Here is a 15,580-nt window from a genome sequence, read left to right as displayed (position 1 = left end):
TGCGTGAGGGAAAGATTCAACAAAAAAAGCCGCGAATTTCGCGACTTCATTTGCTTGCAAATGGCGAGTTTTACAAACTCGTTCACGTTCACAGCGGCGGGTGTTCCACTCCCATTTGTATCCACCCTTCCTTTGAAGGACCATATACCGCCGGGATATTCAATCCCGCTTGTCGCATGAGAACGGTAACCTGTCCTCGATGGTGGACAATATGCTTGATCAATCCCATGAAGATGGTAGCATTGGATTCCTGACGACCGAAAGCATTCTGAACCTGCGTTAACGTCTCATCCGTCCATTGTTCTTCAACTGCTTTCGCTGCGTCAGAACTTAGAAGCTTAAACGTCTCCGCGATTTGCTTCGCCGCGGGTACTTCTGCTGAATTTGTTATCTGCTCAATGACAAGGCCAAATTCAGACAAATATTCAGGAATATTCGTTACGAAGTGCCATGCAATCCTTCCGAGCGTCCGCCCTTCGGGATATACTTGCTGCTGCAATGATTCATCCGTCAAACTGTCTAGAATCCTCTGCGTTAAATCGGCTTCCTTCTTCCATTCCGTAATGAAATCGGCAACGGTTCTATACATGATATAACCCCATCCTCCTTGAGAAACTCGTTCTCTGATTGGTAAAATCGGCTACACGTTCCCTTCCCCCGAGAGAGGAAGCGCGATGACGTGCTCAATCCAATCATAATCGCTAATAGTGACAAGTATTGTCATCAATACAAGATTTTATTTGCGATCTTTGGAAGCGGGGCATTGGCTTCGACGACCACTTTCCAATTGTGATTGCATGAAGCCTTTATGAACCCACGTCCCGATATATACTCCTCCACTAACTCTGCGGTATCGATGAGAATCTCGCGAATCACTCTCTTACCCCGGAACATGACGTAGTCTCCTCCTCCGCTAGCCCGGTAGTTGTTCATAACCACATCCAGCTCCTTCTCGTCCGGGAGATCCACTCCGTTGTGTTTCAGCTTGATCACCCTGGATCCCGGGGGCTCTGCAATGTTTAGCGTATATTCAATGCCTTCCCACATGTCATAGTTATAATGCTGGGGTTTCGGCTCCAAATATGCCGGATTTACGGCAGGGCTCCCGTTCGGGCCGACCACGAAATAGCAGGCCGTCTGCTCCAGCGCGGCCCGGATGTCTTTACCGGTCAGGCGCAGCACGACCAAGGTATTCGGAAACATGAAGTTCGTAAGGATATCCCGCCTCGTAATGATCTCTCCGAAGCCCTTGGAAGATTCGCTTAGTAAAGCCGCGCAGGAAACGTTAACCCCCGCGAATTCAAGCTGCACGCGATGAATGAACTCGATAAAAGGATGCTCTGCAAGCCGGCAGGCTGCCGGATCGCTCAGGCTCATATTGCCGTGAACGCGTCCAATCGTTTCGTTGAGCCATGCCTGAGTCCGGTCTTCGAGGTCCCCGCTGGAAGAAAGCACGTTCTTATCGGCCGCCGTCCCGTGCTCCGGTCGCAGCAGCTCGGCTCGTTTCTCCACGATGACCCAGCGTTCTTGTTCCCGAACGAGATCAACGCTGATCTTCCCGATAGCCTGGCCGTTGCAGCCGGGCTGAACGACCGCCACCCCATGCAAAAACGTATCCAGCAGGCGATGCTGGTGCCCGGTGATCAGCACATCGATGCCCTCTACCTCAGCACACATCGCATAGGCCTGATTTTCTCCCGTCAGATTTTCCGTCGGCTCCCCCGTCACCATATCACGCTCGAATCCGCCGTGGTATGCCACAACCATCACATCGGGCCGCTCTTCCCTTCGGATGCGCGGCACCCATTCCTTGACGGTTTCCAATGCATCATGGAATTCAAGACCCTGAATATGAAACGGGTTCTCCCATTTCGGAATATAGTGCGTCGTCACGCCTAGAACCGCAACCTTGATGCCGTTCAGATCCTTGATCAGGTAAGGCTGTCCGAAAGCCGGCTTCTTGCTGCCCTGCAGCCGGATGCCTGCTGACAGCCAAGGGAACACGGAACTTCGCACGACGTTGTCCACGGTCCCCATACCATAATTGAATTCGTGGTTTCCCAGCACCGCCGCATCATAACCAAGTCCATTCATAGCCGCAATCATGGGGTGTATTTCGGCATTGTTTTTCAATGCATAGGCAGCCAGCGGGGATCCCTGAATTACATCTCCGTTGTCAATCAGCAGCAAGTCCGGATGTCTGCGCCGTTCATCATGGATCAGGGACGCCAGCTTGCCGAGTCCGATATCCCGTTCGTCCCAGGTTCGGTAATCGGTTGGATACAGATGCCCATGCAGGTCGCTAGTAGCCAGCACGGCGATCGTTCTTGTGATCGTCGATTTCATGCCATCCCTCCTGTTCTTACCTTCTCCTTGCTATTCTATCAACCGTGATGCAGCTTTATATTAAAATTCCAAAACTTTACAAAGAGTTATCAAATTATTGACAGACCATTAACACTCCGTCCTTATAGTGAAGCAGGTAAGACAAAATACGTTATCTAAAAAACGGAGGTCATTGCTTTGAAAAAATGGATGAAATTCACGATGCCCCTGCTCTTATCCGTCGCTGTCCTCAGCGGATGCGGAGGGAATGCCGACACTAGCGGCAAAGCCGCTGCCAACGCGAGCCAGGAGAAATCGCAAGGCACGAATGCGGACAGCAGCCCAGCGACGGAACCGACCGGATACGTCCCGGAAAAACTGACGGTGCAATTCGTCCCTTCCCAGAATGCGGACACGCTTGAGGCCAAAGCTAAACCGCTAGAGAAGCTGTTGTCCGATAAAGTCGGCATCCCGGTAGAGGTCAGCGTATCGACCGACTATAACACCATCGTAGAAGCAATGGCATCCAAGAAAGTGGACGTCGGCTTCCTGCCGCCCACCGCCTATGTATTAGCCAAGGAGAAAGGCGCTTCCGAAGTCATTCTTCAGGCCCAGCGTTTCGGCGTCAAGGATGAAACCGGCGAACCGACGGAAGAGCTTGTTGATTTTTATAAGGCGATGCTGATCGTGAAAAAAGACGCTGCCATCCAATCCGTGGCTGATCTGAAGGGAAAGAAAATCGCCTACCAGAACGTCTCGTCTTCTGCCGGCTATGTATGGCCGGCTGCGGTCTTGATGGATAACGGAATAGATCCGCTGAAGGATGTCCAGCCGGTTACGGTCAAAGGTCATGACCAGGCAGTCCTTGCCGTGCTGAACGGCGATGTCGATGCGGCAGCCATCTTCCAGGATGCCCGCAATGTCGTCAAGGGGGATTACCCGACCGTGTTTGAAGATACGCGCGTTCTGACCTATACCGAGAAGATTCCGAACGATACGATCAGCGTGCGTTCCGATATGAACCCGGAATGGGTGGAGAAGCTGCAAAACGCGTTTATCGAGATCGGCCAAGACGAGGAAGGCCACAAAATCATTTCCGAAATTTATACGCATGAAGGTTATGTCAAATCGGACGACACTCAATTTGAGATTGTCCGGGAATATGGCGAAAAGGTAAAGACCGAGTAAAAGATAAGGGACTGAAGGCCATGATTGAAATTCGCAATGTTTCAAAAACATACGCTAATGGAACCAAGGGATTACATCATATAAATCTGACGATCGGCCGCGGCGAGTTCGTGGCGATCGTCGGGTTGTCCGGTGCCGGTAAGTCGACCCTGCTGCGGTCGATGAATCGGCTTCATGACATTACCGAGGGAGAAATCGTGATCGGCGGCCAATCGATTACATCGGCCAGGGGCAAAGAACTGCGCCGCATCCGCCGGGATATCGGGATGATCTTTCAGAGCTTCAACCTGGTGAAGCGCTCTTCCGTGCTTCGCAATGTGCTGGCCGGACGCGTCGGCTACCATTCCACCCTGCGCACCCTATTGGGCCGTTTTCCCAAGCCCGATATGGACTTGGCCTTTCAGGCGCTGGATCGGGTAGGCATTGTCCAAAAGGCGTATGCCCGCGCGGACGAGCTGTCCGGCGGACAGCAGCAGCGGGTCGCCATCGCCCGCGTGCTGGCGCAGGAGGCCAAGATCATTCTGGCGGACGAGCCGGTGGCTTCCCTGGATCCTTTGACCACAAAGCAGGTCATGGATGATCTGAAACGGATTAACGCGGAATCCGATATTACGACCATCGTGAATCTTCATTCGATCGATTTGGCCAGGCAGTACGCTACGAGGATTATCGGAATGCGCGCCGGAGAGATTGTTTTTGACGGACCCGTGTCGGACGCGACGGACGAGCGATTTACGGAAATATACGGACGGCCATTCGGCAAGGATGGAATATGGGAGGAAACGGCGGTATGAAGATGGAACTCGACACGGCCCCATTCGAGCAACCGGGGCAGTCTCCCCTGCTCCGCCCGAAACCGCCGGGCAAACTAAAGCATTACTTAACGGCGGCTTTCCTGCTGATTCTGGTATGGAGCAGTTCGCTTCAGACGGATGCTACCTTCAAGGAGCTTGTGGAAGGTCTGCCGAACATGCTCGACCTGCTGCGGGAAATGTTCCCGCCGAGATGGAGCTATCTCGACAACATCTGGCAGGCGATGCTGGAGACGATACGCATGGCGCTGATCGGGACCACGCTTGGCGCCTTTTTGGCGGTTCCAGTGGCGCTCCTATGTGCAGGCAATCTGATCAAGAGCCGCTGGATCACTTATCCGGTCCGCTTTTTGCTGAACTTGGTCCGTACGATTCCGGACCTGCTGCTCGCCGCTTTTTTTGTCGCGATACTGGGACTCGGTCCACTGCCGGGGATCTTTGCCCTATCCGTCTTTTCGCTGGGTTTGATCGCGAAGCTCACCTATGAAGCGCTGGAAGCGATAGATCCCGGTCCTCTGGAGGCCATGACTGCAGTCGGTGCAAATCTGGCACAGTTGATCGTGTATGGCGTCGTCCCGCAAATTCGGGCGCATTTCGCTTCCTTCACCTTGTACACGTTCGAAATCAACGTTCGGGCCGCTGCCGTACTCGGTTTGGTGGGGGCCGGCGGCATCGGTCATTATTATGAAGTGACGCTCGGCTTCTTCGAATATGACAAAACATGCATGATCATCATCTTCACCCTGATCGTGGTTCTGATGATCGATTACCTTAGTACGAAATTGCGGGAGAAATGGATATGAGCAAATCATGGAACGACGTCGTTCCCCAACCGAAAAAAAGCCGCCTTCGCTGGCTGATCTACGCCCTGCTTGCCGTTGTTTATATCGGGGCCTTCGCGGGCATTCCGTTCTCCGGAGTCAAGGAGACCGCCGGGCAGGTGACGAAGGCCATATTCTCCGGTTTGTTTTCGCCGGATTGGGATTTTGTCTACCTGCCAGGCGGAGAAGATCTGCTTCGGGGCTTGCTCGATACGCTGGCCATTTCCATATTGGGGACGGTCATCTCGGCTTTTATCTGCATCCCGTTCGCTTTCTGGGCCGCAGCTAACATGAGCCGGACGGTATTCGCTTCCGGCTCCGGCAAAACGCTGCTCAGCTTAATCCGCGTTTTTCCCGAAATCGTGATGGCGCTGCTGTTTATCAAGGCGGTCGGGCCCGGATCTTTTGCCGGCGTACTCGCATTAGGCCTGCATTCCGTCGGCATGCTAGGCAAGCTGTTCTCCGAAGAGGTGGAGCAGATTGATACGGGTCCGACCGAGGCACTGATCGCCGCGGGGGCGACGCGGCTCCAAATGGTGCGATTCGCCGTACTGCCGCAGGTGCTTCCGGGTTTTCTCTCGTATATCCTTTACCGTTTCGAGATTAACCTTCGCTCCGCCACCATCCTCGGGGTCATCGGTGCAGGCGGCATCGGCACACCGCTCATTTTTGCGCTGAGCTCACGGAACTGGGACCGCGTCGGCATCATTTTGCTCGGCATCATCGTGATGATCACCGTGGTCGATTTCATTTCGGGATCGCTCCGGAAAAAGCTGGTATAACCAAACCGTGAATAACTTTGGAAGCATCCTCCATACTAGGGAAGAACAACATATTTGAACCTAGGAGGAACCCTAATGCTCGAAAACTTGGAAAGCGACTACGACTGCTCCAAAGCCGGCGACGATCTCCATCAACTTAAGCAAGAGCTTGCTGCGTTGCGAGGACAAGGCACTGGAGACTCGGAAACGCAGGAACGATTGAACCGATTGGAGAATCAAATCTCCTTCATCATGAACAAGTGCGACATTCACCATTAACGTGCAACCTCCCTCTTATATTCGAGAACTGTTATGATCTTGCCAATAACAATGTCACACCATTGATTTTGATTGGCATGGATCTTCATATCCCCTCCATGATTAAAAAACCTCGTATCCGTGAAGGATACGAGGTTTTTAAGTTATTACTTGTTGACCCACAAATCGAGTACCGTCTACTTTTCCACGTATTCCATAGTAAATTCATATCCAGCGCTTCTATAATAGAGACTGCCGAGTCATCATTTTATCAACCAATGTTAATTCCTCCACCTTACATCGCCTTTGAAACTCAAAGTAACGTAGCGTACGTTTAAGAAAAAATAATCAAGAACCCGAACCTTTTTTCGATAGAGAGACAATATAGGGTGTAAGCTGCATACCCAGGAGGGCCCTCTGAATGCAAAGTGAATATATGTTCCAATTACTCAAACAAATGAAAGACGGTGATCAACAGGCATTTCATGCGATGTATGATGCCACCTATCAGGACGTCTACCGGACCGTTTCCTTTCTGGTGGATCATGCGCAGGACCGGGAAGATGTCATGAATGAGATTTATATGCAAATGTGGACGTCGCTGGCCAATTACGATACGAACCGACCTTTCCATTTCTGGCTGCATGGCCTCGTCATCCGTCAAGTGCAAAGATTTCGAGTCAAGCGCTGGCGGAGATTCCGAATTTTCGAGCGCATTCGTGACTTCGCCCGGGAAGAGTCGCATTGGGATCAACCTTCGGTGTTAATGGACGGGACGAACCAAATGATATCGCAGGCCATCCACAAACTGACGGATAAACAGCGAACGGTCATTATCCTCCGCTTTTTTCACGACTATACGCTGGAGGAGATTGCGACCCTACTCGATATTCCGCTGGGTACCGTCAAGTCCAGATATCATGCGGGCATCCAGGCGCTTCGAAAAAACATATGGAATCTCCCCCCGGAAAGGATGGAAAAGATCAATGACTATTGAACGCAAAATCCGAGAGCATCTGCGCAAAGAAGCAGAAACGATGGATTGCCCTCAAGCCATTAGCAACCGAATCGAGCAATCCTATACACAATATTTGCAAAGACAAAGGAGCGGAAAAACCATGAAAAAACGTTTTATAGCTGGAATAATAGCAACGGCGATTTTGATTCCAACCGCAGCATTTGCTGCACCTACCCTGATTGATATGCTGACCAGAACGCCGATGACGGCTGAACAAGTCAAGACGGATGAGATTGGCAAAGCTACCCTTGAGAAGCTGTACCGCGCATTTCCCGAAACCAAAAAGTTTGAGATCATCGATGCAAGCACCGTTCAAGGTGTCCAAACCAGCATCATCCTTCAGGAAAAAGGAGGAACCGGCAAAAAGATTACCCTTCATACCAACAGTATAACGGGTGAGATCGAACACGTGATTCAAGAGAATTGGGAGCCTAAGGAGAAGCCGCTGACGGCTTTAACCGAACAGGAAATCAAGTCGAAGGTCGATCATCTGATCATTGCATTATACGGCAGCATCGAAGCGTACGAGTTTGCTATGGAGCCAATGGAGAACCCGGATCAGAAAACGTTGATGCTGAATTACATCCAAAAGGGATCAACAGCCCCCTTCTACCAGGTCCTGGTTCAGGACCATTCCATCAGTCTTTCGCTGATTGGAGGTGAAACGTCGTCCTCAGACAATAAAGTACAAGGTTTCTTCACTACGAATGGCAAGCCTGATTATTTTGCAGATGCCTTTTTGAATGACGACAAACTTTTTTCCTTACTAAACATGAGCCCGATTGAACTAAAGCAAGAATTAGCTAAAGGTAAATCCGTAGTGGAGATTGCAGCATCCAAAAATGTCTCGAAGCAGCAGGTTGTGGATGTCATTGCACAATCACAGGTTGATTTACAAATCCAAAGTGAAGCGAATGGCGAACTTCCTGCCAACAACCTTTCAAATGATCAAATGTTAAAAGCTATTGAACCGAAAGTATTGCAAGTTATCGAATACAAAACGGTAACGCCTTCAAAGAAATAACTTATTGATCAAACAAAAAGCCGGATTCCTTCATGAAGGAAAACCCGGCTTTTTCATTTGAATACATTCTATACATACATTTTCGTTAAAGGGTGGGCCCCCCCTTTACTTCTTCGATAAATTCGCTAAAGGTTTCTGCAATGTTTTTGTACTTGGTATGATGCAAATAATGCTCTCCTTCAAGGGGTATTACTTTTCCGTAGTCAGAATCCTTTACCTGCTCTTCATGCAATGGAATCCAGGTTGGAAAGTCTGGATTATCCGCTTGTACAAAGAGAAGAAGCGGAAGATCTTTAGGGAAGGTTAAATCCTGAGCCCCTTTAAAATTAGAAGGAATATGCTCCATCTCGTTAAAAATCGTGGCGGTTAACGCGTTTTTATTCGTAATCAATCTCATTTGTTCTTTGGTATGGTCATCAAATGCCAGAGCAGCATAGGGATCGGGACCGAGCTTCATCATCAATCGCATAAGACCTGATTGTTTAAGAAACGCAAACTTTTTTATTGGGAATTTAACGTCCATGCCTGGTTGTGTCGGAACACTGCTATCGATGCCGACAAATGCGGTCACCTCGTTTGGATATTTGCTCACATAATCAATTCCGTAAATACCTGCAATGGAATGGCCCATGAGCGTATAACGGGTAATATTAAGCTGCTGCAGCGCTTCATGGACTTCACTTACGATGTTCTCCGTGGTTCGTTCTTTATCGGTTCCATCACTTAAGCCATAACCAAAAGGCTCAACGGCAACAACTCTATAAAATGGAGATAATTCATCGATCAGCAGCTTAAAATCAAGAGCGGGTGCTGCTGTTCCGGCACCTGGAAGGAGTACAATCGTTTCTTCGCCTTCTCCTTGAATATATACATTCATATTTTTGCCATCGACAGATACCTGTTGGCCATAGGGCTCTATTCGCTTCGCTTCGGAATGGCTGCTGATCACATTGCTGATATAAACAATGCCCAGAAAAAGAATGATGGCAATAACGATTGCTCCAATGATTTTTAGCAATATACTTCGTGCTTTCTTTGATTTCGTCCCGTTCCTCGTATTCATTTTCTCAGTTTGTGTCACGCTCATCTTCTCCTGTCCTGATCGGTTGGTTAGGCTTCCTCCATGTGCCGCTAATGAAATCTTAACCAATGAAGATGTACTCCCCGTAACGACAATATGAACGGAGTATGAACTGGCAAAAAAACTACGGTCTCACATGCAAGGAAGTTTGCGCATGAGCCGTAGCTATAAGAATAATGGAGTTTTAGGTTATCAATCTAATGAGTCAGCCAGCATTATATTGGCATGGATGACGGCGAATAAATAATCTGCTATGGATTACGGAGCGTTGCTGCATCACGTATCAAATATTCCGCTGTCTCGGTGGAGATAAACTTCCCTTTTTGTGCATGGACTTCTGAAATGAAACTGCTCAGGTTTTGTTTTTGCAATTTTTTCAGCAGACTGTTAGCAATCCCTTTGTTGTTGATTGTTCCCTCGTCTGCGAAACGTTGAACCAGTTCCTCAAGAGAGGCATAACTTGTTTTCACTTGAAAGTCTACGGATTGTGTAGATGTATTCCCTGCTAAGTCCACAGCCTTTATCGTAAATGTATGTGTACCCAGCTCAAATTTGTATAAAGGAATATCCATTAGATCCGTTATGACCTTCCCATCCAACATGACTTCGGTTTTTGCTTGGTCGATACCTGACAGCGTGTCTGCCATTTCAAATTCGGGTTGAAACACACCCGTGTTGAATTCGGAGGATGCGACTTGGTTTATCGTAATCTCCGGAGCCGTCCAATCCACCGTAATATGGCTGGAGGCTTGAAAATCACCGTCGTCCGCCGTGGCCGTGATGACAGCCCTTCCTTCCCCTTCTGCAGTCACGATGCCATGATCGTCTACCGTTGCCACCTGGTCTTGATTCGTGCTCCATGTCACATTCTTATTGGTTGCATGATCCGGCAAAACCGTTGCTTGGAGTCCTACGCTCCGGCCGGAAGAGGAATTAAACACGAGCTCCGGTTTGTCCAACGTAATTCCGGTAACGGGGACGATATTAGAGGTATGCTCAACAATGAGTTCATTTAATGCAATGTTTCCCCATATCCGATTCCCGTCATTCACCTTTAATCGAAGTTTATTGGCGTTTACCGTTGGAAAAGAAACGCTCTGGCGCTCTTTGGTGCTGTCATTAAACTCCCATTCGATCGATGCGTCAGATAAAGCCGTTATCCATCGGCTACCGTCGAAATACTCCACGTCAAAATTAGTGATGCCTTGGCCGATTCCAAAAAACGTAACTAACGTAACCTTGTTGACCGGTACGCTATGATTGCCGTAGTCAAGGGTAATATAACCTGGGAAGGCAATATCACCGGTACTTCCCCATGCAGAGTTCAAATTGTTGTCGATGATGCTGGTAATGGTGCCTGCCCCCGTAGCAAAGGTTGTGGTGACCATATCTTTGGACAGTTCGGGATTGTTATACAATTCAAGCTCGTTCAGTGCGATTCGCCCCGGTTGGTTAGCACCGTCATGGACCTTCAATCTGATTTTAGAGAATCGAGTAAGTGGAAATTCCACGGATTTGACCTCGTTTGCCCCCGTGTTCCGATCCCAAGTCAGATTTATATTTGTGCGCAGGGGAATCCACCCCGAACCATTGCTGTATTCAAGATCAAAGTTCGTGATTCCCCATTCTTGCCCGTATCTAGTATTTAACTTCAATTGGTTGGCGATCAGCGTATGCTCGCCGAAATCGAGCGTGATATCGTTCGGAAATGTAGGCGTTATGCCGGTTTCCCATGCCGTGTCGTATTCATTATCGATGATATGTTCGATCGGACCTGAAGAGGACGATTCAAATGTCGTACTAGCAGCTGCCTGCGTAGCCAGATTGTCAACAGGTGTGCTGGCTGGCCGTTTCGGAATGATGACGATCGGATCAGGCATGTTCCCGGCTGGTGGCACACTGCCCTCGTATTCGTGGGCACCGATATCGGGAGCGCCATGATATATCGGGTTACCGAAATAATCCCGCCCTCCGTTATCGCTTACACGAATGCCTGCTCCAATGAGTGGCGAATTCGCTTGCAATTGGTACCCATGTACTGTATCCATGCCATTCCCGCCGCTACCGGGATCAACGAATCTTGGATCGTCCGTTATCTTATGGGCATCGGCCTGCACCAGTGTGTTTCCTCCGTAATATGCGTTGTAGTCAAACGTTTGGCCCGTCAAGTCCCATCCCTTATCGCCGACGCTGTAGTACACATTATTATAGTTATAAATGTTGCGCGGAGCACCCGAAGCCTTGGTGAAGTAATCGCTCATGACCGGGTTGCCGGATGATTTTCCTACGTATATCGTATTATTGTAGTTATAGACGTTATCAATGGAACCGCTGTATCGGAATATGCTTTTTCTGTCGTTTTGGCTAATGTTGTATCTAACGATGGTATTGATGGTGTAGTACGTGTCGTTTACGAACAGCATAAAGCCGCCAGCGTTATCATGACTGTAATTGTACTGAACCAACGAATTGATGTTTCCTGCATCCACGTCGAAGCCATGCCCGTCTTCCGCGCCGTTCACACTGGCAAACGATTCGTTGAATTGAACGAGATTATTGTCCGCATACGCCCACCAAATGGAAGCATTGGTTGCCAAATACGTAGCTTGTTGGACGGTGTTGCGCTCGACTACCGCTCCATCGGTGACATTCCACGCGATGCCGCCTGTTGCTGCTCTGATGACCGTATTATTGGATATTTTCACTTGGGTAGACGGCGTCCAGGGCCCGTATGGTTTAGGCACCCAAGGCCATAAATCGCCCATTCCGTAGCGCAAGATACAATTGGAGCCAATGTAAATGCCATAGGCATCCACGTCCGTCAGTATATTTCCGTCAATGAGAACATCGTTAAAAGCGCTGGGTGTCATCGACCCAACCGAATCGAAAATAATCCCCCCGGAGCGCGTGGTATACGATCCATCGACATCATGGATGTTCATGTTTTTGATATAGATGTGATTCAATAAACCAGCTTCCTCATTCAAGATATAAACACCGCGCCTTTGACCCCGCGGATTCTCCCAATCTCGATCAAAAGGCAGCGGCGAGCTGTTTGTTACCTCCAGGTTGTTGATTTCCCAGTACTCCTGGTTTTTCAAAAATACGGCTTCCAGTTCGGACGTAATTCCTGCGATTAATGGTTTGCTTCCGGAACCGTACATATCGATAATGATCGGATTTCCGCTTGAACCTGAACCTTTAGGCCACAGTCTGCCGTTCCAACTCTCCCCGGCTTTGAACAAGATTTTGTCGCCTGGGGCAAAGGTAGTCGCGTTCACTTTATCCAACGATCTCCATGCAGAGTCTTGACTTGTGCCGTTATTCCCATCATCTCCCCCTGTGCTGTCCACATAATAAGTGGTTCCCGCAGCTAAAGCGGTCGACGGTGAAACGGTAACCCAATTGCAAACGAAAGAAAAAATCGAAACCATACAGATAAGCTTTTTGAAAAACGATTGGCTCAATCCTCTTCATTCCTTTCATTGTTATATATGTAATGCCAAATCGGCGATTACATCAGGAAATTTCTGTACAACTCCTCATTCAATACAACCTTCGCATCGGTTAACCGTTCACGTACGTACTGCTCATATTGGTTATCGATATAGTCCTTTAACACTTGTTCTCTTATACCGTCAAATGCCAGATACTTGGAACCTAACTGATCTTTCTCCATGCACTGCATGAGATAGAAGCGACCGTTCTCTTCAATAATTTCGCTTACCTCCCCTGGAAGAAGGTCAGCCGAAGCTTGGGCTACCGGACTTCTGACATTGTGCCTGTAACTATCCAAGTTATAGACCTCCTCCGTAACCCGGTCATCTTGTTTAATGTCCTTTACGGCTTGCTCAAAAGAAATACCGGATGAGATTTTCTCCCTAGCCTTCTCAATCTTCCGTTTCACCTGCGTTTTGAGAAGTGTATCGACATTCCGATTGGCATCCAGAAAAGATAACGATAATTGGCGTACCTTCACCGTTGCGGGTGCATGGTACAACCTTCTCTTATTCGCCTCGTAAAACGTGATCAGCTGTTGTTCACTCGGCTTCCAGTCATGTTCCATCAGATGGTTCTTTACCGATAAGGCCGTATTCGCCATCATGTATTCATAATAGGCTTCCTCCGTATATTGAGCAGGACCGAAAATTACCTGATGATTCTTGATGGCTTGTTGCCTTCTCTGGTTTTCAAGGTTGAAATTTTGAATAAAACCGGCGTAACTGATATCGGGGAGCACTTCCTGCTCTTTGGCAAGGATCTGTCGAATTTTCTGATTGATGCTATCTTCGAGCGCCTTCTTTTTGATCAACTCAAGCGGAATCTCGTTACCTCCGTATGGCGTAGTCCAAAATGCGGCCGACGGTGCAGCATCATATTTTTCATGGAAATACTTGATGATACCGGCTCGATTGGCATCGATGGCTCTTTGAAATTCGCTTACATGAATCTCTACTCCGTCAACTGTCGCGATATAAGCGTCTTCATGATGTGTTTGTGTAAATGCAGGCTTTGCGATTAAAAGGATCGTCACCACGATCAAGATGAAGAATCCGGCTATGAACAGCCATTTCAGACTGCAAAATTTATGTACCATCAAACCCATCAGCACCCTCGTCATTAGATTTTTAATGAAGACGATTCTACCAAGGCATCTCCAAATTATGTATAATTCATTATAATTTCCATAAGTAAGCGCTATCAATTTCTCCTTTTTTACATTCCTTTCACTTTCTTTACTTGTTCCCGCGCATAAAAAAGCGGCAGAGGATTCTTTCCTCTGCCGCCTTCTCTTTCTTCATTCGGTTTTCTTGTTTGCAGCCATGCGGCTCGCAACCGGATCATGACACCATGTCCGGCTTGTTCTTGTTCAATTGCCGTGAAGTTGAAGCCCGTCATCCTTCAGTTATCCGACTCTGCTCTCTTTTTTGAATTTCATGATAGACCAGACAACCAATAGCAGCAGAACGGCCAGACATACGCTGATGCTGACCCGGTTCTGACCGTCAATAAGAAACAGGACCGCAATCACTGACAAGCAGAGGGCAGTTACCCCGGTTATGTAGGGGAACCCCCATACCTTAAAGCTGGGCTGCTTCGGATAAGCTTTGCGCAGTTTCAGCTGCGAGAAACAAATGCAGATCCATACCAGCACAACGACAAAGCCAGGTACCGCCATCAAAACCCGAAACAGCTGGTCTTGCGCGATCAGTCCAAGCAACGAACCCGCTAATAGTATGATCGCACAGAGTTTCAACGTATTAAGAGGTATGCCTTTGTTCGTGGTTTTGGCCAGGCTCTTTGGCGCCTCTCCGGCGGCTGCCATGGAATAAATCATGCGCGTCGCGCCATAGATGCCGGAATTGGCTGCGGACAGCACGGCCGTCACGAGAATAAAATTCATGATGTGGGCCGTTCCCTGAAGCCCGGTAGCCGACAGCACTTGAACAAATGGACTCGCCTCTCCGCCAAGTTGGTTCCACGGAATCAATCCGCATATAATCAGAATCGGCAGCGTGAAGAACAAAATCACCCGTAAAATAAAATTGCGCACGACTTTCGGCAGGATTTTGTCCGCATCCTCGGTTTCTGTCAATGTGAGACCGATCAGCTCAGAGCCGCCGTACGAAAAGGTAACGACCAGTAAGGCAGAAAAGATGGCAAACCATCCGTTTGGCAGGAACCCGCCGTGTGCTGTGAAATTGTGAAGGAACGGGGCATCAGAGCTCGGAATCACGCCAAACATCAGTAAGCTCCCGAGTACGATAAAAATAATGATCATGGCGATTTTGATGCCCGCAAGCCAGAATTCCACTTCGCCAAAGCTCCCCACGCTCATCATATTGATGAGAATAATGAGCGCTGCGCTTGCCAGGCTCAGCATCCACAGCGGTACGTCGGGAAACCAGTACTGCAGAAAGCTGCCTGCCGCAATCACTTCGATCACGCAAACCGACAGCCACATAAAACAATACATCCAGCCCATGACAAAGGATACCCGCTCTCCGAACGCTAGCCGAACAAAGTCCTTCATGTTTCGCCCCGGATATACCGTAGCCATCTCCGTCATGGCACCCATGACGACCAACAGCAGCAGTCCTGCAAAGATATAAGAGAAAATCACGCCAGGCCCGGCGAGACCGATTGTCTCGGCGCTTCCCTTAAATATGCCGGTGCCGATGACGCCGCCCATAGCCATAAAGCTGATATGCCTTGGCCTCAATTTCTTCTGTAGTGAATCTCCATCTTGTATTGCCATATGCATATCCTCCTGATGACGATCGTATAAACC

Annotated in this window: 14 protein-coding genes; 7 read left to right on the top strand and 7 right to left on the bottom strand. The window is 48.8% G+C overall.

Annotated elements, in window-relative coordinates:
- Positions 1–88: 88 nt before the first annotated feature.
- Both GYMC10_RS14495 and GYMC10_RS14490 read right to left on the bottom strand, forming a co-directional pair.
- A complete protein-coding gene (locus GYMC10_RS14495) occupies positions 89–589 on the bottom strand; it encodes a DinB family protein (RefSeq protein WP_015735162.1) in 501 nt (166 codons plus the stop codon).
- A gap of 134 nt (positions 590–723) precedes the next feature.
- Positions 724–2,346: a bifunctional metallophosphatase/5'-nucleotidase gene (locus tag GYMC10_RS14490; protein WP_015735161.1), complete on the bottom strand. Its 1,623-nt coding sequence runs from the start codon at positions 2,344–2,346 to the stop codon at positions 724–726.
- Between the two features lie 189 nt (positions 2,347–2,535).
- Here GYMC10_RS14490 and GYMC10_RS14485 point away from each other — a divergent pair, with 189 nt between their 5' ends.
- From GYMC10_RS14485 to GYMC10_RS14455, 7 genes are all read left to right on the top strand, one after another.
- Positions 2,536–3,513 carry a phosphate/phosphite/phosphonate ABC transporter substrate-binding protein gene (locus GYMC10_RS14485; protein WP_041622164.1) on the top strand — a complete coding sequence of 326 codons (978 nt, stop codon included), beginning with the start codon at positions 2,536–2,538 and terminating at the stop codon, positions 3,511–3,513.
- 20 nt (positions 3,514–3,533) lie between these two features.
- Positions 3,534–4,307: a phosphonate ABC transporter ATP-binding protein gene (gene phnC, locus GYMC10_RS14480; protein WP_015735159.1), complete on the top strand. Its 774-nt coding sequence runs from the start codon at positions 3,534–3,536 to the stop codon at positions 4,305–4,307.
- Entirely contained in the window at positions 4,304–5,128 is an 825-nt protein-coding gene (gene phnE, locus GYMC10_RS14475) for a phosphonate ABC transporter, permease protein PhnE (RefSeq protein WP_015735158.1), read from the top strand. The genes phnC and phnE (GYMC10_RS14475) overlap by 4 nt, the downstream gene beginning before the upstream one ends.
- Positions 5,125–5,928, top strand: a complete 804-nt coding sequence (gene phnE / locus GYMC10_RS14470) for a phosphonate ABC transporter, permease protein PhnE (protein WP_015735157.1) — start codon at positions 5,125–5,127, stop codon at positions 5,926–5,928. The genes phnE (GYMC10_RS14475) and phnE (GYMC10_RS14470) overlap by 4 nt, the downstream gene beginning before the upstream one ends.
- A gap of 75 nt (positions 5,929–6,003) precedes the next feature.
- Positions 6,004–6,186: a hypothetical protein gene (locus tag GYMC10_RS14465; RefSeq protein WP_015735156.1), complete on the top strand. Its 183-nt coding sequence runs from the start codon at positions 6,004–6,006 to the stop codon at positions 6,184–6,186.
- Positions 6,187–6,586: 400 nt separating this feature from the next.
- The gene (locus GYMC10_RS14460) at positions 6,587–7,162 is read left to right on the top strand and encodes a sigma-70 family RNA polymerase sigma factor (RefSeq protein ID WP_015735155.1); all 576 of its coding nucleotides are present in this window, start codon (positions 6,587–6,589) and stop codon (positions 7,160–7,162) included.
- Entirely contained in the window at positions 7,152–8,207 is a 1,056-nt protein-coding gene (locus GYMC10_RS14455; protein WP_186326416.1) for a hypothetical protein, read from the top strand. Before GYMC10_RS14460 ends, GYMC10_RS14455 begins: the two co-directional genes overlap by 11 nt.
- Before the next feature lie 85 nt (positions 8,208–8,292).
- On the opposite strand, the gene GYMC10_RS14450 is transcribed toward GYMC10_RS14455, so the two are convergent.
- From GYMC10_RS14450 to GYMC10_RS14430, 5 genes are all read right to left on the bottom strand, one after another.
- Complete coding sequence (locus tag GYMC10_RS14450) at positions 8,293–9,288, bottom strand: alpha/beta hydrolase (protein ID WP_015735153.1); 996 nt, start codon at positions 9,286–9,288, stop codon at positions 8,293–8,295.
- A gap of 251 nt (positions 9,289–9,539) precedes the next feature.
- Positions 9,540–12,569, bottom strand: coding sequence for a discoidin domain-containing protein (locus GYMC10_RS14445; RefSeq protein WP_261979721.1), 3,030 nt, complete (start codon positions 12,567–12,569; stop codon positions 9,540–9,542).
- A gap of 233 nt (positions 12,570–12,802) precedes the next feature.
- Positions 12,803–13,885 carry a peptidyl-prolyl cis-trans isomerase gene (locus GYMC10_RS14440; RefSeq protein ID WP_261979745.1) on the bottom strand — a complete coding sequence of 361 codons (1,083 nt, stop codon included), beginning with the start codon at positions 13,883–13,885 and terminating at the stop codon, positions 12,803–12,805.
- A 119-nt stretch (positions 13,886–14,004) separates the two neighbouring features.
- Positions 14,005–14,187, bottom strand: a complete 183-nt coding sequence (locus GYMC10_RS14435; protein WP_015735150.1) for a hypothetical protein — start codon at positions 14,185–14,187, stop codon at positions 14,005–14,007.
- Positions 14,188–14,194: 7 nt separating this feature from the next.
- Complete coding sequence (locus GYMC10_RS14430; protein ID WP_015735149.1) at positions 14,195–15,547, bottom strand: amino acid permease; 1,353 nt, start codon at positions 15,545–15,547, stop codon at positions 14,195–14,197.
- Between the last annotated feature and the right edge of the window lie 33 nt (positions 15,548–15,580).

The organism is Paenibacillus sp. Y412MC10 (assembly GCF_000024685.1).
GTDB lineage: Bacteria > Bacillota > Bacilli > Paenibacillales > Paenibacillaceae > Paenibacillus_AQ > Paenibacillus_AQ lautus_A.
The sequence above is the reverse complement of the archived record's forward strand: the minus strand, read 5'-3'. Positions and strand labels throughout refer to the sequence as shown.

Excerpts from the sequence above, each read along its gene's own strand:
- GYMC10_RS14465 (WP_015735156.1), top strand. The coding sequence starts at position 6,004 with ATGCTCGAAAACTTGGAAAGCGACTACGACTGCTCCAAAGCCGGCGAC.
- GYMC10_RS14430 (WP_015735149.1), bottom strand. The coding sequence starts at position 15,547 with ATGGCAATACAAGATGGAGATTCACTACAGAAGAAATTGAGGCCAAGG.
- GYMC10_RS14435 (WP_015735150.1), bottom strand. The coding sequence starts at position 14,187 with ATGACGGGCTTCAACTTCACGGCAATTGAACAAGAACAAGCCGGACAT.
- phnE (WP_015735157.1), top strand. The coding sequence starts at position 5,125 with ATGAGCAAATCATGGAACGACGTCGTTCCCCAACCGAAAAAAAGCCGC.
- GYMC10_RS14485 (WP_041622164.1), top strand. The coding sequence starts at position 2,536 with ATGAAATTCACGATGCCCCTGCTCTTATCCGTCGCTGTCCTCAGCGGA.
- GYMC10_RS14490 (WP_015735161.1), bottom strand. The coding sequence starts at position 2,346 with ATGAAATCGACGATCACAAGAACGATCGCCGTGCTGGCTACTAGCGAC.
- GYMC10_RS14455 (WP_186326416.1), top strand. The coding sequence starts at position 7,152 with ATGACTATTGAACGCAAAATCCGAGAGCATCTGCGCAAAGAAGCAGAA.
- GYMC10_RS14495 (WP_015735162.1), bottom strand. The coding sequence starts at position 589 with ATGTATAGAACCGTTGCCGATTTCATTACGGAATGGAAGAAGGAAGCC.
- phnE (WP_015735158.1), top strand. The coding sequence starts at position 4,304 with ATGAAGATGGAACTCGACACGGCCCCATTCGAGCAACCGGGGCAGTCT.
- GYMC10_RS14440 (WP_261979745.1), bottom strand. The coding sequence starts at position 13,885 with ATGGTACATAAATTTTGCAGTCTGAAATGGCTGTTCATAGCCGGATTC.
- GYMC10_RS14460 (WP_015735155.1), top strand. The coding sequence starts at position 6,587 with ATGCAAAGTGAATATATGTTCCAATTACTCAAACAAATGAAAGACGGT.
- phnC (WP_015735159.1), top strand. The coding sequence starts at position 3,534 with ATGATTGAAATTCGCAATGTTTCAAAAACATACGCTAATGGAACCAAG.